At 74.9% G+C, this 17,652-nt stretch carries 16 protein-coding genes; 11 read left to right on the forward strand and 5 right to left on the reverse strand.

Annotation, left to right across the window (positions count from 1 at the left end):
* Together FHN55_RS00005 and FHN55_RS00010 are read left to right on the forward strand one after the other, a co-directional pair.
* The coding region (locus FHN55_RS00005) for an alpha-hydroxy acid oxidase (protein ID WP_139709551.1) at window positions 1-437 on the forward strand (437 nt) is incomplete at its 5' end.
* Between the two features lie 62 nt (window positions 438-499).
* Entirely contained in the window at window positions 500-1,648 is a 1,149-nt protein-coding gene (locus tag FHN55_RS00010) for a 5-methyltetrahydropteroyltriglutamate--homocysteine S-methyltransferase (RefSeq protein WP_139709553.1), read from the forward strand.
* Between the two features lie 180 nt (window positions 1,649-1,828).
* Here FHN55_RS00010 and FHN55_RS00015 read toward each other — a convergent pair whose 3' ends face one another.
* From FHN55_RS00015 to FHN55_RS00025, 3 genes are all read right to left on the reverse strand, one after another.
* A complete protein-coding gene (locus tag FHN55_RS00015; protein ID WP_257570579.1) occupies window positions 1,829-2,863 on the reverse strand; it encodes a PDR/VanB family oxidoreductase in 1,035 nt (344 codons plus the stop codon).
* Window positions 2,860-3,963, reverse strand: a complete 1,104-nt coding sequence (locus tag FHN55_RS00020) for an aromatic ring-hydroxylating dioxygenase subunit alpha (protein ID WP_139709555.1) — start codon at window positions 3,961-3,963, stop codon at window positions 2,860-2,862. Before FHN55_RS00020 ends, FHN55_RS00015 begins: the two co-directional genes overlap by 4 nt.
* Before the next feature lie 107 nt (window positions 3,964-4,070).
* Window positions 4,071-4,817: an IclR family transcriptional regulator gene (locus tag FHN55_RS00025; RefSeq protein ID WP_139709558.1), complete on the reverse strand. Its 747-nt coding sequence runs from the start codon at window positions 4,815-4,817 to the stop codon at window positions 4,071-4,073.
* Between the two features lie 100 nt (window positions 4,818-4,917).
* On the opposite strand from FHN55_RS00025, the gene FHN55_RS00030 reads away from it, so the two are divergent.
* Entirely contained in the window at window positions 4,918-6,423 is a 1,506-nt protein-coding gene (locus FHN55_RS00030; RefSeq protein ID WP_139709560.1) for a benzaldehyde dehydrogenase, read from the forward strand.
* 57 nt (window positions 6,424-6,480) lie between these two features.
* Here FHN55_RS00030 and FHN55_RS00035 read toward each other — a convergent pair whose 3' ends face one another.
* Together FHN55_RS00035 and FHN55_RS00040 are read right to left on the reverse strand one after the other, a co-directional pair.
* On the reverse strand, window positions 6,481-7,695 hold the full coding sequence (locus FHN55_RS00035) for a 4-hydroxybenzoate 3-monooxygenase (RefSeq protein WP_139709562.1): 1,215 nt from the start codon (window positions 7,693-7,695) through the stop codon (window positions 6,481-6,483).
* A 67-nt stretch (window positions 7,696-7,762) separates the two neighbouring features.
* Entirely contained in the window at window positions 7,763-8,548 is a 786-nt protein-coding gene (locus FHN55_RS00040; RefSeq protein ID WP_218974203.1) for an IclR family transcriptional regulator, read from the reverse strand.
* Window positions 8,549-8,674: 126 nt separating this feature from the next.
* On the opposite strand from FHN55_RS00040, the gene pcaH reads away from it, so the two are divergent.
* From pcaH to FHN55_RS00080, 8 genes are all read left to right on the forward strand, one after another.
* Entirely contained in the window at window positions 8,675-9,511 is an 837-nt protein-coding gene (pcaH, locus tag FHN55_RS00045; protein WP_139709565.1) for a protocatechuate 3,4-dioxygenase subunit beta, read from the forward strand.
* Window positions 9,508-10,113 carry a protocatechuate 3,4-dioxygenase subunit alpha gene (gene pcaG, locus FHN55_RS00050; protein WP_139709567.1) on the forward strand — a complete coding sequence of 202 codons (606 nt, stop codon included), beginning with the start codon at window positions 9,508-9,510 and terminating at the stop codon, window positions 10,111-10,113. Before pcaH ends, pcaG begins: the two co-directional genes overlap by 4 nt.
* Before the next feature lie 32 nt (window positions 10,114-10,145).
* Window positions 10,146-11,396: a lyase family protein gene (locus FHN55_RS00055; RefSeq protein WP_218974204.1), complete on the forward strand. Its 1,251-nt coding sequence runs from the start codon at window positions 10,146-10,148 to the stop codon at window positions 11,394-11,396.
* Window positions 11,393-12,571, forward strand: a complete 1,179-nt coding sequence (pcaC, locus tag FHN55_RS00060) for a 4-carboxymuconolactone decarboxylase (RefSeq protein ID WP_139709570.1) — start codon at window positions 11,393-11,395, stop codon at window positions 12,569-12,571. The genes FHN55_RS00055 and pcaC overlap by 4 nt, the downstream gene beginning before the upstream one ends.
* A 231-nt stretch (window positions 12,572-12,802) precedes the next feature.
* Window positions 12,803-14,599 carry an FAD-dependent monooxygenase gene (locus FHN55_RS00065; RefSeq protein WP_139709572.1) on the forward strand — a complete coding sequence of 599 codons (1,797 nt, stop codon included), beginning with the start codon at window positions 12,803-12,805 and terminating at the stop codon, window positions 14,597-14,599.
* Complete coding sequence (locus FHN55_RS00070; RefSeq protein ID WP_139709574.1) at window positions 14,596-15,687, forward strand: maleylacetate reductase; 1,092 nt, start codon at window positions 14,596-14,598, stop codon at window positions 15,685-15,687. Before FHN55_RS00065 ends, FHN55_RS00070 begins: the two co-directional genes overlap by 4 nt.
* A gap of 23 nt (window positions 15,688-15,710) precedes the next feature.
* Window positions 15,711-16,583: a dioxygenase gene (locus FHN55_RS00075; RefSeq protein WP_257570580.1), complete on the forward strand. Its 873-nt coding sequence runs from the start codon at window positions 15,711-15,713 to the stop codon at window positions 16,581-16,583.
* 70 nt (window positions 16,584-16,653) lie between these two features.
* Window positions 16,654-17,646: an AraC family transcriptional regulator gene (locus tag FHN55_RS00080; protein WP_139709577.1), complete on the forward strand. Its 993-nt coding sequence runs from the start codon at window positions 16,654-16,656 to the stop codon at window positions 17,644-17,646.
* Window positions 17,647-17,652 lie beyond the last annotated feature (6 nt).

Consider the following 17,652-nt stretch of genomic DNA (forward strand, 5'->3'; position numbering starts at 1 on the left):
TGTGGCCCGGCAAGCTCGCCATCAAGGGCGTGCAGTCCGTGGCCGATGCGAAGGCCTTCGCCGACGCCGGAGTGGACGCGGTCGTGCTGTCCAACCACGGCGGGCGCCAGCTCGACCGCGCCCCGGTCCCCTTCCACCTGCTGCCCGAGGTCGTGAAGGAGGTCGGCGCCGACCTGGAGGTCATCGTGGACACCGGCATCATGAACGGCGCCGACGTGGTGGCCTCGATCGCGATGGGAGCACGCTTCACCCTCATCGGGCGGGCCTACCTGTACGGGCTGATGGCCGGCGGACGCCCCGGCGTCGACAAGGCCATCTCCATCCTGTCCGAGCAGGTCGTGCGCACCATGAAGCTGCTCGGCGCGCACTCCCTCGAAGAGCTCACCCCCGACCACGTCACCCAGCTGGAGCGCCTCATCCCCCGCGCCCGCCGCTAGGTGCACCACCAGGCCCACCCCCTCCAGCTGGCGAGCGACGCCCGACGCGCCAGGCTGGGGAGATGACGTCGAGCACTGCCGCCCCGTCCGACACCGAGGTCGTCCCCTTCCACGCCGACCACGTGGGGAGCCTCCTGCGCCCGCCCGCGCTGAGGCGGGCCCGCGCCCAGCGCGCCTCGGGTGAGATCACCGCCGACCAGCTGCGCGACGTGGAGGACGCCGCCGTCCGCGACGTCGTGCGCCGCCAGGCCGACCTCGGCCTGCGCGTGGTCACCGACGGCGAGCTGCGCCGCCACTACTGGCACGAGGACTTCATCCTCTCCCTCGGCGGCGTCGAGGCCAAGGAGGCGTTCACGCGGCAGTTCCGCACGCTGGACGGCGAGCCGGTCGACGTGCCGCTCACCCGTGTGAAGGCCACCGCTCCGGTGCACCTGGAGCACACGGTCTTCGCCGACCACCTGGCGTTCCTGCAGGAGGCCGCCGCGGCGCAGGGCGCCGGGCAGGTGCCCAAGCTGACGATGCCCTCGCCCAACCAGGTGCACAACACCTTCATCCCGCTCGACGGCACCGAGGCCTACGGCGAGGGCGGTCCGGGCACGGAGGCGGACGCCCGAATGCGCGCCGACATCGCCGCCGCCTACGCCGAGCAGCTGCGCCGCCTGCACGCCCAGGGCCTGCGGTACGCCCAGCTCGACGACGTGTCGCTGACGTTCTTCGGGGACCCCAAGGGCGCGGGCCTCGCGGAGAGCCGCCTGCCGGCGTTCATCGACCTGTTCAACGCCGCCATCGCCGACCGCCCCGCGGACCTCAAGGTCGCCACGCACCTGTGCCGCGGCAACTACCGCTCCTCCTGGGCGCAGACCGGCGGCTACGAGCAGATCGCCGACACGCTCTTCAACAGCCTCGGCGTGGACGGGTACTTCCTCGAGTTCGACGACGAGCGGTCGGGCTCCCTCGACGTCCTGCGCTTCCTGCCGCCGGGCAAGCGCGTGGTGCTCGGGCTGGTCACCACCAAGGTGCCGGCCCTGGAGGACGAGGACGCCCTCGTGCGCCGCATCGAGGAGGCGGCGACGTTCGCGCCGCTGGAGCAGCTGGCGCTCAGCGGGCAGTGCGGGTTCTCCTCCACCGAGGAGGGCAACGACCTCACCGAGGACGAGCAGTGGCGCAAGCTCGACCTCATCGTCCGCGTGGCGAGGCGCGTCTGGGGCTGACCCCGCCCCCTCCGTCGGGCTCCCTCGATGGCACGGGGTGGCCCTGTGCCCGACCTACTGGCACAGGGCCACCCCGTGCCAGTCAGGGACTGGCGTGGATCCACCCAGCGGATGGCCGATCGCCCATGATCACGGCGGGTTCTGCTCGCAGCGTCCATGGTCACGGCCGGGCGGGGAGGGTCAGGGCAGGCGGAGCACCAGCTCCGCCTGCTCGCCATCCGTGGCGGCGACGCGGGAGACGCACACGCACACCGCAGTGCCCGCTTCCTGCTGGCGACGGCTGAGGAAGACGTCGCGGTGGTCGAGCACGCCCCGCACGGACGCCACCTCCAGGCGGCACAGCCCGCACTCGCCCTTGCGGCAGTCGTACATGAGGTCTGCACCCGCCCGCTGCAGCGCCTCCAGCAGCGTCGTGTCCGGGCCCACCTCCGTGCGCAGCCCGACCTCCGGGATGCAGGCGGTGAAGGGCTGCGGTGCGTACCAGCCGGAGCTGCCGAACGTCTCGAAGCGCAGCGTGCTCGCCGGCAGTCCGCGCGCCTCCCACCCGCGGCGCACCGCGTCCATCAGGCGGATCGGCCCGCAGACGTAGGCTTCCACGCCCCCGGGCACCCCACCGTCGCCGTCAGCAGCAGCGACCTCGTCGAGCAGCGCGGCGACGTCGAAGCCGCCGTCCTCGTCGTCCACGTGGAGGCGGTACCGCTCCCCCAGCAGCGCGGCCAGGTCGTCGGCGTACGCCGCCCGCGAGCGCGTCCGGACCACGTGGTCGAGCACCACGTCGGCACCCCGCGAGGCCAGGCGCCGGGCCATCGCCACCAGCGCCGTGACGCCGATGCCGCCGGCCAGCAGGTGGTAGCGGCCGGCGCCCAGGCGCAGCGGGAACCCCTGCAGCGGGGCGCTGCACTCGACGTCGTCCCCGACCACGAGGGAGTGGACGTAGCGCCCGCCGCCGCGCGACGTCGGGGTGAGCAGCACCGAGATGGCCGAGCGGGTGCCGTCGGCGCTGGCGTCCACCACCGAGTACGAGCGCACCTCCCGGCCGGCGGAGGTGTGCACGGCCAGCTGCAGGTGCGCGCCGGGCTCGGCGGGCCGCCCGGGCGCGTGCTCGAGGACGACGCGGCGCACGCCGTCGGCGACGTCGCGCGCCTCCACGACGCGCGCCGGTCGCAGCGCCGTGGCTGCCGCGCCGGAGAGCGCCGGCGCAGCGGGCGCACTCACGCGCGACCCTCCGCCCGGAGCATCTCGTCGAGGATGCGGCGCACCCACATGCCGCCGGCGTCGATGTTGAGCGAGTAGAACTCCTTGCCCGGGTTGGCGTCGATGGCGCGCTGCTGCGCGGCGAGCATCGCCTCGTCCTCGCCGAAGACGCCGTGCACGCCCTCGCGCAGCTGCGTGGTGATGAGCTGGCTGTCGAGGCGGTAGTCGCGCATGAACGCCCAGAAGTAGTGGGAGGTGCGCTCGGTCTCGGGCGTGATGGTGTTCATGACGTAGCCGTTGACGCCCTGGCTGCGGTCGCCCTCGGGGGCTCCGGTGCCGGTAGGGGCCACCCCGACGTCGATGCAGATGGTCGACGGGGCGTAGTAGTGGATGATCTGCCACCGGTCGACCCGACCGGAGAAGTCCGGGAAGCGGTCGCGGATGTTCTTCAGCCAGAACGGCGGCGGGGCCACGTCGCGCATCCAGCGGGTCACCGTCACCGAGCCGTCGGCCTCGCGGCGGGTGGTGAAGTCCGACTCGCTCAGCTCGTCCTGGCCGATGCTGGATCCGTGCACGAACTCCTCGTGCGTGAGGTCCATGAGGTTGTCGAGGATCAGCTGGTAGTTGCACGGCGCCTCGATGGTGAGGCCGTCCCCGGCCCACTCCGGGGAGTCCATCTGCTGCATGTCGGGGATGGACGCCGGGTCGGCCAGCAGCGGGTCGCCGGGCCACACCCACACGTACCGGTACCGCTGCTCGACCGGGTAGGAGGTCACCAGCGCGCTGGGGTTGACCGTCTCCTGCGCGGGCATCCTGGTGCAGCGCCCCGCGGAGTTGTACTGCAGCCCGTGGTACGGGCACTGGATGCCGTCCCTGCCGACCAGCTTCCCCATCGACAGCGGCGCCAGCCGGTGCCAGCAGGCGTCAGCCAGCGCCACCGGGCGTCCGTCGGCCGTGCGGTACAGCGCCATCGGGGTGCCGGCCACCGTGCGGGCGAGCGGCTTCTTCGCGGTCACCTCGTGGTCCCACGCCGCGACGTACCAGGCGTTGAGCGGGAACGGGAAGATCTTGGCGTTGACCTGTCCGGGCGCCGCCAGGACCTCGTCGTGCACGTCCGTCATCGGGGGCGCTCCTCACCGTGCTGGGTCACGTCGTCGTGGTCCACGGAGGGTCGACGACGACGACGACGCCCCGCAGCCGCCCTTCCGACAGGCGGAAGACCCGCCCGTCAGGACCGGGCGTCCGAGCGGGCCGCCAGGGCGCGGGAGATGCCCAGCGCCGCGGCCCTCACCGCCGGTACGAGCGGAGCGGCGGTGGTGCGGCCGGTCCGGTAGACGACCGACACCGCGGCCACCACCTCACCGCGCCCGGCGCGCACCGGGGCCGCGACGGAGGCCGCCCCCTCGGTGACCTGCTGGTCGCTGAACGCGACCCCGGTCCTGCGCACCTCGGCGAGCAGAGCGCGCAGGCGATCGGGGTCGGTCTCGGTGCGCTCGGTCCAGCGGCGCACGGGCACCGCGAGCGCACCGTCCTGCACGGCGGCGGGTGCGTGCGCCAGGAGCACCCGGCCCACGCCCGTGGACGGCAGCGGGAAGCGCGCGCCGACGCGCGTCATGACGCCCACGGAGTCCGGGCCGGTGAGCCGCTCCACGAAGACACTCTCGAGGTCCTCGCGGACGGCGAGCTGCACGTTCTCCCGCGTGGCGGTGTAGAGGTCCTCGAGGAACGGTAGGGCGGCCTCGCGCAGCTCCGGCCCGCGGGGCGCCAGCGATGCGAGCTCCCACAGCCGAAGGCCCACCGACAGCGTCCCGTCAGGTGCGCGCTCGAGCGCACCCCAGACGACCAGGTCGTTGACGATGCGGTGGGCGGTGGTCAGCGGCAGCCCGCTGGCCGCAGCGACCTCGGCCAGCCGCAGGCGCGGGTGGCGGGGGGTGAAGGCCCCCAGCACCTGCATCGTGCGGGTGGTGAGCGTCATGGCCGGGAGCCTCCCACCTGGCGGAACCAGGTGTGCGGGGGCACGGGGCCATCACCTACCGTCCGCTCACGCACGCAGTGCCCGAGCAGGAGGTTCGACGATGACCGCCACCGCTGAGACCAGCACCACCACGCACGCTCCGACCGCGAGCCTCATCGACGAGGCGGCCGTGAGCGGGAAGATCTTCATCGACGGTGAGTGGGTGGCCGGGGCCTCCACGCTGGCGTCGGTCGCCCCCGCCACCGGCGAGACCATCGCCACGGTCGGCCTGGCCGGCCCCGACGACGTCGCCCGCGCCGCCGAGGGCGCCGCCCGGGCGCAGAAGGCCTGGGCGGCCACGCCGCACCCGCAGCGCGCCGCCGTCCTGCGCCGCGCGGGCCAGCTGTGGGAGCAGCACGCTGAGGAGGTCATGGGCTGGAACGTCCGCGAGGTCGGCGCGATCCCGCCGCTGGCGGGCTTCGCCCTGCACGTCACCGCCGCCGAGTGCTACGAGGCCGCGTCGCTGCCCTCGGCGCCGCGCGGCACCGTGCTGTCCAGCGAGGAGCCGCGCCTGTCCCTGGCCGAGCAGGTGCCCGTGGGCGTGGTCGGTGTCATCTCCCCGTTCAACGTGCCGCTCATCCTCGGCATCCGCGCGGTGGCCCCGGCCCTCGCGCTCGGCAACGCCGTGCTGCTCAAGCCGGACCCCCGCACCGTGATGACCGGTGGCGTGGCGTTCGTGCGGATCTTCGAGGAGGCGGGGCTGCCCGCCGGCCTGCTGCAGCTGGTGCCGGGCGGCGCCGACGTCGGCGAGGCGCTGGTCACCGACCCGCGGGTGCGCGTCATCGCCTTCACCGGCTCCACCCGCGCGGGCCGCTCGGTGGGCGAGCTGGCCGGTCGCCACCTCAAGCGCGCCCACCTCGAGCTGGGCGGCAACAGCGCGTTCCTGGTCCGCGAGGACGCCGACGTCGACAAGGCCGTCAACCTGGCCACCTGGGGCTCCTTCCTCCACCAGGGCCAGATCTGCATGACGGTCGGCCGCCACATCGTCCACGAGTCGGTCTTCGACGAGTACGTCGAGAAGCTGGCCGCCAAGGCGGACTCGATGCACGTCGGCGACCCTGCCGCCGGGCAGGTGCACCTCGGTCCGCTCATCGACGAGGTGCAGCGCGACCGCGTGCACACCCTCGTGCAGGACGCCGTCGCCCAGGGCGCGGAGCTCCGCGCCGGCGGCACCTACGAGGAGCTCTTCTACCGCCCCACGGTGCTGGCGCACACCCCGAAGGACGCCCAGGCGTACTGCGAGGAGGTCTTCGGCCCGGTCGCGTCGGTGGTCTCGTACGCCACGGACGACGAGGCGGTCGAGCTGGCCTCGGCCACCGAGTACGGCCTGTCGCTGGGGATCGTCAGCAAGGACGCGCTCGGCGCGCTGGACCTGGCGCGCCGCATCCCCACCGGGATCGTCCACATCAACGACCAGACGGTGAACGACGAGGCAAACACCCCGTTCGGCGGCGTCGGCGCGTCCGGCACGGGCTCGCGGCACGGCGGCGCGCAGGCGAACGTCGAGGCGTTCACCGAGACCCGGTGGATCACCCTGCGCCGCGAGCCGGGCCAGTACCCCCTCTGACCCCCACTCCGTGATCATGGGCGGTCGGCCACCTCGGAGGTGGCCGACCGCCCGTGGTCAGGACCGGGTGGGGCGCTCCGGCCAGCCGGTGTAGCCCTCCGCGAGGAACGTCCGCCCGGCACGGCTGGAGACCAGCGAGCCCAGCTCGGCCTCCTGGCGGCGCACGTCGAACGGCGTCGCCTCCGGCAGCGCGTGGAGCATCGTCGTCATCCAGTAGCTGAAGTGCTGCGCCTTCCACACCCGCGCCAGCGCGCGGCCGGTGTACTCCTCCAGCGCGTCGTCGTCGCACTTCTCCACGGCCCGCTCCAGCAGCTCCGCGAGCAGCCTCACGTCGGCCAGCGCCAGGTTGAGGCCCTTGGCGCCGGTGGGCGGCACGGTGTGCGCGGCGTCGCCGGCGAGCAGCATCCGCCCGTGCCGCATCGGCTCGTGCACGAAGCTGCGGAAGCGCAGCACGGCCTTCGACGTGATGGGGCCTTGGACCACCTCGACGCCGTTCGGCGCCAGCCGCGCGGCCATCTCCGACCAGATCCGGTCGTCGCTCCAGGCGGAGGCGTCCTCCTCGGGGTCGCACTGGAAGTACATCCGCTGCACCGACTCGGTGCGCTGGCTGACCAGGGCGAAGCCGAGCGGGGAGTGGCTGTAGACCAGCTCGGGGGCGCTGGGCGGCGCGTCGCAGAGGATGCCGAACCACGCGAACGGGTACTCCTTGCCGGTCTGCACCCGGGCGCCCTCGGGGATCGAGCGGCGGCACTGGCTGCGGGAGCCGTCAGCACCGACGAGGTGGTCGCACACCACCTCCTGCGCGCTGCCGTCCGCCGCGGTGAACCGGATGCGCGGGGCGTCAGAGGTGGTGTCGAGCACCTCGGTGTCCCTGACCCCCCAGCGGACGTCCCCGCCGGCGCGCTCGCGGGCGTCGGCGAGGTCGGCGAAGACCTCCGTCTGCGGGTACAGCCACGCCGACGCGCCCACCAGGTCGGCGAAGTCGATGCGGTGGCGGCCGCCACCGAAGGCCAGCTCGATGCCCTCGTGCTCGTAGCCCTCGGTGAGCACCCGCTTGCTGGCGCCGGAGTCGACCAGCAGCCGGACGGTGTCGTGCTCGAGGATCCCGGCGCGCACCGTCGTGTAGATCTCCTCGCGGGTGCGGTCGTCGACCACCACCGAGGAGATGCCCGCGAGGTCGAGCAGGTGGGACAGCATGAGCCCGGCGGGCCCACCGCCGACGATGCCCACCTGGGTCCGGGTGACCTGCCGCGTGCCGCTGCTCTGCGTCATGGGCACATGGAACGCCCGGCCGCCGCGAACACCAACACCGGGGTTCCGCTGGGCGGAAGCCCCGCGCTCACACCACCCCGTCGTCCGCTCCGCCCACCGCCGGCGCCCGCTCGAGGGAGCGGGAGATGCCCTGGGCCGCCACCTGCAGCGCCGCCACCAGCCGGGGCCGGTCGCGGGTGAGGGTGGGGACGACGACGCCGAGCGCCGCCACCACCCGCCCGCGCTGCGAGACGGGGACGGCCACCGAGCACGCCCCGAGACCCAGCTCCTCCGCGGTGGTCGCGTACCCGTCGCGCAGCACGAGGGTGAGCTGGCGGCGCAGGCCCCCGGGCGCGGTGATGGTGAAGGGGGTGAGGCGGGGCAGCTCGCGGAACACCTCCGCCTGCACCGGCTCCGGCGCGTGCGCCAGCAGCACCTTGCCGACGCCCGTGGCGTGCAGCGCCAGCCGCGAGCCCACGGTGGCGACCACGGGCAGGGAGGCGTTGCCGCGCAGCCGGTCCACGTACAGGGCGCGCAGGCCGTCCCGCACCGCGAGGTGGACCGTGGCCCGGGTGGCGCCGAACAGGTCCTGCAAGTGCGGGGAGGCCACCTCGCGCAGGCCCGACTGCACCGGCGCCAGCAGGCCGATGTCCCACAGGCGCCGTCCCACGACGTAGTCGCCCGCCGGCGTGCGGGCCAGCGCCCCGAACTCGACGAGGTCGGCGACCAGCCGGTGCGCCGTCGGCAGCGGCATCCCGGCGCGCTCGGCCAGGGCGGTCAGGCCGAGGCGGCGGTGGTCCTCGTCGAAGGCCGCGAGCAGGCTGAGGGCGCGGGAGGTGACGCTCTCCCCCGCCGCCCGACCGCCGCCCGCCACGGGGCCCATCCTGGCGTGCGCGCTCCCCGGGACGTCACCCCCGGCTCGCAGCCCCACTCGATCGGGCTTCCGCTGGACGGAAGGGCGTGCGGGTGCTCCGTGCTGCGCGCGCCTACCGTCGCCGTCATGAGCAGCTCGCGGGTGATCCAGGGCGCAGCGACGCGCCACCCCAGCACGGGGCTCGTGCACCAGCACGTCATCGATGACGAGATCGCGCAGGTCCGCCGCGCCCACGAGGCCGCCGGGGTGGCCGAGCTGCAGCCGCGCCTCGACTACGCGCCGTACCGCTCCAGCCTGCTGCGCCACCCCACCAAGGACCTGCACCACGCGGACCCGGAGGGCGTGGAGCTGTGGGCGCCGTGCTTCGGCGAGCGCGACGTCGACCCCCTCGAGGCGGACCTGACCATCCAGGGAGGCGGGGAGCCGATCGGCGAGCGCATGGTCGTCACCGGCCGCGTGCTCGACGGCGACGGCCGCCCCGTGCGCCGCCAGCTGGTGGAGGTCTGGCAGGCCAACGCCGGCGGCCGGTACGTGCACAAGCGCGACCAGCACCCCGCCCCGCTGGACCCCAACTTCACCGGCGTGGGCCGCTGCATCACGGACGACCAGGGCCGCTACCGCTTCACCACCATCAAGCCGGGCCCGTACCCGTGGCGCAACCACCACAACGCCTGGCGCCCGGCGCACATCCACTTCTCCCTGTTCGGCACCGACTTCACCCAGCGCCTCGTGACGCAGATGTACTTCCCGGGCGACCCGCTGTTCGCGCTCGACCCGATCTACCAGTCCATCGTCGACCCGAAGGCCCGCGAGCGGCTGGTGGCCACCTACGACCACGACCTCACCCAGCACGAGTGGGCCACGGGGTACCGGTGGGACGTCGTGCTCACCGGCGGCCACCGCACCCCGCTCGAGGGCGACCTCGACGTCGAGCGCGGCGAGGACGAGGAGGCCGGCCGATGACCCTCACGACGACGAGCGCCGCCGAGCTGGGCAGCGCCTCGCTGGCGCCGACGCCCGCGCTGCCCCCGACGCCGGGCCAAACCGTGGGCCCGTTCTTCCACTACGCGCTGCCCTACGACGGAGACCGCCAGCTGGTCGCCCCCGGCATCCCCGGGGCGCTGCTGCTGCACGGCACCGTCACCGACGGCTCTGGGCTGCCCGTCCGCGACGCGCTGGTGGAGATCTGGCAGGCCGACCCCGCCGGGCGCGTGGTGCAGCGGCAGGGCTCGCTGCGCCGCGACGGGCACGCCTTCACCGGGTTCGGGCGGTGCACCACCGACCGCACGGGGCGCTACGCCTTCACCACGCTGCGCCCGGGGTCCGTCGAGGGCGGGCTGCCGTTCTTCGCGGTGACCGTCTTCGCCCGCGGCCTGCTGCACCGCTTGTTCACCCGGGCCTACCTGCCGCTGGAGGGCGCCGAGCCCGACGCGCTGCTGCGCGCCGCGGGCGACCGCGCCGACACCCTGCTGTGCGTGGACGACGAGGACGGCCTGCGCTTCGACGTCGCGCTGCAGGGCGAGCGCGAGACGGTGTTCCTGACCTGGCCGCGCGAGGGCCGGTGACCCCCTCCGACCGGCCCGGCAGGATCGGCGGTGTGGACGGCGTGACGGACTCCCCCCTGGACGGGCTGTGGTGGCCGGGTGACCACCGCGGCGGCGCTCTCATGACGGGCACCGCGCTCCTGGGGGCCGCGGTGCGCGTGGAGCAGGTGTGGCTCGACGCGCTCGTCGACGTGGGCGCCGCCCCGGCGGGGGCCCGCGCCGACCTCGGGGACCTCGCCGGGGAGCTCGACGCCGCCGCGCTGTCGCAGGCCTCCGAGGCCGGCGGCACCTTCGTGATGGCGCTCGTGGCGTCGCTGCGCGCGGCGCTGCGGGACAGCGGCCGGGAAACCGCCGCCACCTGGCTGCACCGCGGGCTGACCAGCCAGGACGTGCTCGACACCGCCGTCCTGCTCTGCGCCCGCGACGCGGTGCGCGCGGTGCGGCGGGAGCTGCGCGCGCAGGCGGAGCGCCTCGTCGTCGTCGTCGAAGAGCACCGGGGCACCTCGGTGGTGGCGCGGACCCTGACGCAGCCGGCCGTCCCGACGACCTTCGGCGCCAAGGCCTCCGGCTGGCTGCACGGGCTGCTCGACGCCGACGAGGCGCTGGCCGCGCTGCGCTGGCCCGTGCAGCTCGGCGGGGCCGCGGGCACGCTGTCCGCGGTCGTCGAGCTGGCGGGCGCCGACGGCGCCCGCGCGCTGCAGCGCGCGCTCCCCGCCGGGCTCGGCCTGGAGCCGGCTGCGCCGTGGCACACGCGACGCACCCCCGTCACGCGCCTGGGCGACGCCGCCACCACCGCCGCCGACGCGTGGGGGCGGATCGCCAACGACGTGCTGGCGCTGGGGCGGCCGGAGGTCGGGGAGCTGCGCGACGGCTCGGCCGGCGGGTCCTCGACCATGCCGCACAAGGCCAACCCCACCCTCGCCGTCCTCGTCCGGCGCGCGGCGCTGGCCGCCCCGCAGCTGGCGGCGACGCTGCACCTGGCCGCGGCCGAGCAGGTCGACGAGCGCGCCGACGGCGGCTGGCACGTCGAGTGGCAGACCCTCGCGCAGCTGCTGCGCCGCACGGTCGTGGCGGCGGGCCAGGCGAGCGACCTGCTGCGGGGGCTCCACGTGGACGCAGAGCGCATGGCCGCGCGGGTCGAGGACGGCGCCGACGCCGTGCTCGCCGAGCAGCGCTCGATGGCCGCGCTCACCGGCAGGCCGCCGGCCGCGACCTACCTGGGCCTGGTCGACGACCTCGTGGACGAGGCGCTCGCCCGGGCCCGCACGCACGAGCACCCCGTGAACGCGCAGGAGGACCTGTGAGCACCACCCTCGTCCGGCTGGCCGGGCACGACGGACTGCCGCTGCTCGTGGTCGGCCCGTCGCTGGGCACGAGCGTCGAGGCGCTCTGGTCCGCGGCGGCGGAGCACCTCGGCGACGCCTTCCACGTGGTGGGGTGGGACCTGCCCGGCCACGGGCGGAACCGCTGGGTGCCCCCCGCCGACGGGCCCGGGACCTCGATGGCCGACCTCGCCGCCGATGTGCTCGCCGCCGTCGACGCCCTCGCCGGTCCGGGAGCGGCGTTCGACGTGGCCGGCGACTCGGTGGGCGGCGCGGTGTCCCTCCAGCTGCTGCTCGACGCGCCCGGCCGCGTGCGCTCGGCGGTGCTGCTGTGCACCGGCGCCGCCATCGGCACGCCCCAGTCCTGGGAGGAGCGCGCCGCGGCGGTGCGGGCCTCCGGCACGCCGTCGCTGGTGTCCGCCTCGGCGCAGCGGTGGTTCGGCCCCGGCTTCGTGGAGCGCGAGCCGGCGCGCAGCTCGGCGCTGCTGCACTCCCTGTCCCAGGCCGACGACGCCGGCTACGCCGCGGTGTGCGGGGCGCTCGCGGGCTTCGACGTCCGCGACCGGCTGGCGGAGGTGGGCGCTCCCGTGCTCGCCGTGGCCGGCGCCCACGACGTCGCCACGCCTCCCGACGGCCTGCGCGAGGTGGCCGACCGCGTGCAGCGCGGACGCCTCGTCGTCCTCGACGACGTGGCGCACCTCGCACCGGTCGAGGTCCCGCAGCGCGTCGCCCAGCTGGTGCGGGAGCACGCCACGACGGCGGCGCGCAGTGCGATGACGCTGGCGCAGGTGCGCGACGCCGGGATGGCCGTGCGCCGCGAGGTGCTCGGCGACGCGCACGTCGACCGGGCCACCGCGGCCGCCACCGACCTCACGCGCGAGTTCCAGCAGTTCATCACCGAGTACGCCTGGGGGAGCATCTGGACCCGGCCGGGCCTGGACCGGCGGATGCGGTCGGTGGGCGTGCTCACCGCGCTCATCGCGCGCGGCCACCACGAGGAGCTCGCCATGCACGTGCGCGCCGCGCGCCGCAACGGGCTGACCGTGGAGGAGATCAAGGAGGTCGTCCTCCAGGCGGCGATCTACTGCGGCGTGCCGGACGCGAACACCGCCTTCCGGATCGCCCAGCAGGTGCTCGCCGAGCCCACCCCCTCGTGATCGTGGACCTCCGGAGCACACCGAGACCGTGATCATGGGCTTCCGGAGCGCCGGTGCTCGAGACGTCCATGATCACGGCGGCGGGGCGCGCGGGTCCTGGCCTGGACGCGCCATCCCTTCGCCTGTTCCCGCCACGATCGGCTCCACCCGCTGACACGGCCGCTGCGCGCACCGAGGCTGGGCGGGTCCGACGGTGGCGAGGTGCGCGACGGTGCGCGGTGGAGGCGTCCAGTGGCTGTGTTCGACGACGGGATCGCCGCGACGGCGCTCCCGACCGGCTCCCGGGTGGAGACCGACGTGCTGGTCGTGGGCTCCGGCCCGGCGGGCGCCTCGACGGCGCTCGCGCTGGCCACCTACGGCATCTCCACCACGCTCATCACCAAGTACCGGTGGACCGCCAACACCCCCCGCGCCCACATCACCAACCAGCGCGCCATGGAGTTCTTCCGCGACATGGGGCTGGAGGAGCAGGTCAAGGCGGTCTCCACCCCGCACCACCTCATCGGCGACACGGTGTTCTGCTCCTCGATCGCTGGGGAGGAGTTCGGCCGGATCCTCGCGTGGGGCACCAGCCCCGAGCGCGAGGGCGACTACGTCAAGGCCTCCCCCACCATGAACTGCGACGTGCCGCAGAACTACCTCGAGCCGGTGCTCGTCAGCGGTGCGGCCCAGCGCGGGGCGCAGGTGCGCTTCTCCACCGAGTACCTCTCCCACGAGCAGGACGCCGACGGCGTGACCACCACGGTCCGCGACCGCGTCACCGGGGCCGTCCACGAGGTCCGCTCCCGCTACCTGGTCGGCGCCGACGGCGCCCGGTCGAAGGTCGCCGAGGACCTGCAGCTGCCGATGGAGGGCCGGATGGACATCGCCGGCTCGATGAACATCACCTTCAAGGCCGACCTCGCGCGCCTGGTCGGCCACCGGCCCTCGGTCCTGTACTGGGTGGTGCAGCCGGGCGCCAACGTGGGAGGCATCGGGGCGGGCCTGGTCCGCATGGTGCGGCCCTGGAACGAGTGGCTCGTGGTGTGGGGCTACGACATCTCCCAGCCCCCGCCGCAGGTCGACGAGGCCGCCGCGCTCGAGATCGTGCAGTCGCTGCTCGGCACCACCGACACCGCCATCGAGATCACCGGCACGTCCCTGTGGGGCAACAACGAGCGGTACGCCACCGAGCTGCAGCGCGGCCGGGTGTTCTGCGCCGGTGACGCCGTGCACCGCCACCCGCCGTCGAACGGGCTGGGCTCCAACACCTCCGTGCAGGACGCCTACAACCTCGCCTGGAAGCTCGCCGCCGTGCTGCGCGGCCAGGCCGGCGAGCGCCTGCTCGACTCCTACACGGCCGAGCGCGCCCCGGTGGCGAAGCAGGTCGTGCTGCGCGCCAACCAGTCGAGCCGCGAGTTCGGCGGGTTCTTCGACGCGCTCGGGGTGACCAGCGCGGCTGACGAGGCCGGCATGGTCGCCGCCATCGAGGAGCGCAAGGCGGCCACGCCCGAGGGCCGCGCCAAGCGCGAGGCGCTGAAGAAGGCCATGGAGCTCAAGCACTACGAGTTCAACGCCCACGGCGTGGAGCTGGGGCAGCACTACGCCTCCGGGGCCGTCGTCAGCGACGGCACGACGCTTCCCGCGCCCACCCGCGACCCCGAGCTCTACTTCACGCCGTCCACCGTCCCCGGCTCCCCGCTCCCCCACGCGTGGGTGGGTGACAGCGCCACCAAGGTCTCCACGCTCGACCTCGCGCCCAGCACCGGCTTCACCGTGTTCACCGGCATCGCCGGCCAGGCGTGGGCCGACGCGGCGGTGCGTGTCGGGGCGGCGCTCGGCCTGGAGCTGCGGTCGGTGGTGGTCGGCCCGGGGCAGGCCGTCACCGACCTCTACGACGACTGGGCCCGCCTGCGGGAGGTCGACGAGGACGGCGTGCTGCTGGTGCGACCCGACAAGATCGTCGCCTGGCGGTCGCACCGGCTCGTCGAGGACCCGGCCGCAGCCCTGGAGGGCGCGCTGCGCCAGGTGCTGGGGCGCGACGCGTGAGCAGCACGGCGTTCGACCACACCTCCCTCGGGCAGCGGGTGCTCTTCGGCTCTCGCGCCGCGGTCGAGAACACCGCCCGGGCCGTGGCGGACCTCGGCGCCGAGCGCGTGCTGCTCATCGCCGGCAGGTCGTCGGCGCAGGCCGCGCGCGACGTGGCCGGGACGCTGCCCGTGGTGGCGAGCGTCGACGAGGTGGCCCAGCACGTGCCCGCCGACCGCGCGGCCAGCGCCGTCGCCCTGGCCGAGGGCAGCGACGCCGACCTCGTGCTCACGATCGGCGGCGGCTCCGCGACCGGTCTGGGCAAGGCCGTGGCCCTGCGGACGGCGCTGCCGCTGGTGGCCGTGCCCACCACCTTCGCCGGGTCCGAGGCCACCGACGTGTGGGGCATCACCACCGACGGGACCAAGAAGACCGGGTCGGACCCGCGCGTGCTGCCCCGGGCCGTGGTGTACGACGCGGCGCTGACCCTCGGGCTGGCGCCCCGCTCCGTGGCGGCGTCCAGCCTCAACGCGGTGGCCCACGCCGTCGACGGGCTGTGGGCCCCCCGGGCCGACCCGATCAACCGCGCGCTCGGCACCGAGGGCCTGCGGGCCCTCGTCCCGGCGCTGCAGAGCTTCGCGCGGGGACCGGCAGACGGCGACGACCTGCCCCTGCGCGAGCAGCTGCTCTACGGCGCGCACCTGACGGCCGTCGCGTTCGCCTCCGCCGGGTCGGGCCTGCACCACAAGGTCTGCCACGTGCTGGGCGGCGCCTTCGGGCTGCCGCACGCGGAGATGCACGCGATCGTGCTGCCGCACGTCACGGCCTTCAACGCCCCCGCCGCCCCCGACGCCGGGGCCCGCCTCGCGGAGCTGTTCGACGGGGTCCCGGCGGCGGTGGGCCTGCGGCAGCTGCTCGCCGACCTCGGCGGTCCGCAGGCCCTGCGCGACGTGGGGCTGCACGAGGAGGACCTGCGGCGCGCCGCGGAGCTGGTGCTCCCGAGCGTGCCCCCCAGCAACCCCCGTCCCGTCGACGTCGACGCGCTGGAGTCCCTGCTGCGCGCGGCGTGGGCGGGCGACCCCGTCGACGGTGGAGGAGCCGACCAGTGAGTCCGTCAACGAGCCCAGCGAAGGTGTCCGACGAGCAGCGGGCGCGCGAGGAGGAGCTGGTCGAGCTCGTCGTCGCGTCCTTCGACGGCGCCCCCGACGAGCGCACGCGCCACCTGCTCCAGGCGCTGGTGCGCCACCTGCACGCCTACGTCCGCGAGGTGCGGCTCACCGAGGCGGAGTGGGGCGCGGCCATCGCGTTCCTCACGCGGGTCGGCCACACGACCACCGAGAGCCGCCAGGAGTTCGTGCTGCTCAGTGACGTGCTGGGCCTGTCGATGCAGACGGTGGCCGTGAACAACGAGGCCTACCGCAACGCCACCGAGGCGACCGTCTTCGGGCCGTTCTTCGTCGACGAGGCACCGCAGGTGGAGCAGGGCGGCGACATCGCGGCCGGGGCTCCCGGCGAGCCCGCGTGGGTGGAGGGGACCGTGCGCGACGTCGACGGGAACCCGCTGCCCGGTGCCCGCATCGAGGTGTGGGAGGCGGACGAGGAGGGCCTGTACGACGTCCAGCACGACGACGGCCGCACCTACGGGCGGGGCCGGCTCGTGGCCGACGACGACGGGGGGTACCGCTTCTGGGGGCTGTTCCCCACGCCGTACCCGATCCCGGACGACGGACCGGTCGGCGACCTCCTGGCCAGCACCGGCCGCTCCCCGCTGCGCGCCTCCCACCTGCACTTCATGGTCTCCGCACCGGGCTGCCGCACCCTGGTGACGCACATCTTCGTGCGCGGTGACGAGCTGCTCGAGCGCGACTCGGTGTTCGGGGTGAAGGAGTCCCTCGTCCACGACTGGGAGCACCACCCCGCCGGCTCGCCCACCCCCGACGGGCGCGACCTCGGCGGCCGGGGCTGGGCCAGCACGCGGTTCGACGTCGTCCTCGCCCCCGCCTGAGCCGCCCGCCGGGTGACGGCCGCGCGACCGGCGCAGCGGCACGGGCTGGTGCCCACCGCGCCGGTGTACGGTGCCGCCCTCCGGCGACGGCGCTGCCGTCGCCCCGGGCGACGCGACGAGGCGGTGCTGGCGGGTGCTGGTCGAGGGCTACCGGACGTTCTCCACGTTCGGACTCCCCCAGGAGCAGCGGGTCGCCCGGTGGGAGGAGCACAACGCCAGCGCCCTGATCGACCTGCGGGCGCGGACCCTCGACGGCACGGCCCTCGAGGGGCGCGAGGTGGTGCTCGACCTCGGCGGCGTCCACCTGGCCGACGTCGCCGCCAGCGCGCACGTGGTGGAGCGCTCCGCGCAGCAGATCGCCTCCAGCGGCGTGGACGGCGTCGCCTTCTACTTCGCGCTGCGCGGGGAGTCGTTCTTCTACCACTCCGGTGGGGTGCAGCTGCAGCGCCCGGGGACGCTGCTCGTCTGCGACGTCAGCCGGCCGTTCATGCGGGGCTTCGCCCACGGCCTGGAAGAGCTCGTGGTGCGGGTGTCCCGCGCCACCTACGAGCAGGTGGTGGGCCGACCGCTGCCGGCCGAGCCCCTGGTTCTCGGGTTCGACGACGTCCCGGGCAGCGCACACGCCGCTGCGCTCGCGCGTCTGGTCCGCACCACGCTGGCCAGCCCCGGACCCGACGAGCGCGCCGCCGCGCAGCGGCAGCTCGGCCACCTGATGCACGCCGTCCTCCACGGCTCGACCACCAGCGACGACCACCGCCGCGCGGCGCTGGCCCACATCGACCGCCACCTCTGCGAGCGCGACCTGTCCGTGGGCGCCGTGGCGCGCGCCGTGGGCCTCAGCGAGCGGCAGCTGACCAGGGTCTTCAGCGAGACGGGCACGGGCGTCGCCCGGACGGTCCTCGACCGGCGCCTCGAGCTGGCCCACCGGCTGCTGAGCGGCCCGGGGCGGCCCGTCGTCTCCGCGGTGGCCGAGCGCTGCGGCTTCGTCTCGGCCTCGCACTTCTCCCGGGTCTTCCGCGAGCGCTACGGGTGCTCCCCCGCCGAGGTCCGCGTCGGCTCCTGAACGGCG

The organism is Streptomyces sp. NP160 (assembly GCF_006335115.1).
Taxonomy (GTDB): Bacteria; Actinomycetota; Actinomycetes; order Actinomycetales; family Quadrisphaeraceae; genus Quadrisphaera.